The following is a 1,339-nucleotide window of genomic DNA, read 5'->3' on the forward strand; positions in this document are numbered from 1 at the left end:
TTCCAATACTTATTGCATCAACTACCAATATTCCAATATATCGTTCTTCAAAAATTTGAAGAAAAGGAGTCAAAACAACATTACTAATTGATAGCATCACATAGTAAGATAAGGCTCTACCACACCAAAATCCAATATACAGCCCAATACTTTTTGATTTTATTAATCCATAAGTGATAAAGAGCATATTGCTAGGAAGCGGAGTTGCTCCAAACAAAAAAGATGCAAGAACATATCCATATTTTTTTCTATTTAGAAAATCTCCAATAATATCAAGATTAGATTGTTGTTCTGGTCCTACAAATTTTCTAAAATAGCCACTGATGAATTTCAAAATGAATCGTCCAACAGTTGCACCAGTTGCACCAATAATTGAAAGGAGTATCAGATTCAAACTAGGATCAAGTGCATAAAATGAGGACAAAATAATCCAGGTTGGTGGCATTAGAATTGGGGATGCGTTTACACCAATCAGAACAAGAAAAACCCCAAAATACGAAAATTCGGCTAAAATCTCAAAGATATCCATGGTCTTCTTTTTGAGTGGATTTTTTTATTTCTAAACCCTTGGATTGCCATTTATTCATGAAAAAATCGTGAAATGATCGTAAATTATCTAAAAATTTCATAAATTTCAGATCATTGATCAAAAATTGGAAAAAATTGGAACAATCATTCAATATACTTATAAGCAAAATAGACGTATAGTTCCTATGTCTGAAGTAAACTGGAAATGTTTTAGATGTAATCTTTCATTTAAAGATGAAAACATAGCAGACATACACAAGAAAATTTCAAATCACTCTATCACTAAAATAAAACCAATTGTAGCATAATTTTCAAAATAATTTAAAAAATTTCTGATTCCATTGAAAATTATAGTGCAGAGGGTGGGATTTGAACCCACGAACTCCTGAGAGAAAGGATTTCCTATTTTTTGAGGATCTTGAGTCCTTCTCGGTTGACCGGGCTTCGATACCTCTGCAATGAGATTGAATATTGACCGATATTTTTCGATTGCTATTGGAATAAAATTTAGAAAATGATCGTAAATTAACAGTATTTTCAAAATTTTACTTCTAGTTTTTGGAAATAAATGGATGAAAATTTAGAATGTTCAAAAATAGATGCAATAACTAAAAACACACTAAATACGAGTGGTTAAAAAAAGAGTTTAGAAAGATAAAGTATTGAATGTTTTAAAGATTAAAAGATAAATTAAAAACATGATTGATGTTTAAAGTTTAAAAAAAATAAAAATCAATCACACTAATTTTTGATTTGTGTGATTGGATTTATCCAAGATTGGATAATGTTTTTATTCAAATCAGCAAATGCA

1 protein-coding gene and 1 tRNA gene are annotated in these 1,339 nt (G+C 29.3%); both read right to left on the reverse strand.

Annotated elements, in window-relative coordinates; translation table 11 throughout:
• On the reverse strand, positions 1-529 hold a 529-nt coding region (locus tag BG20_RS09335; RefSeq protein WP_010194393.1), incomplete at its 3' end, for a hypothetical protein.
• Between the two features lie 353 nt (positions 530-882).
• Positions 883-985 (reverse strand) — tRNA-Leu (locus BG20_RS09345).
• Between the last annotated feature and the right edge of the window lie 354 nt (positions 986-1,339).

The organism is Candidatus Nitrosarchaeum limnium BG20 (genome assembly GCF_000241145.1).
GTDB classification, from domain to species: domain Archaea; phylum Thermoproteota; class Nitrososphaeria; order Nitrososphaerales; family Nitrosopumilaceae; genus Nitrosarchaeum; species Nitrosarchaeum limnae.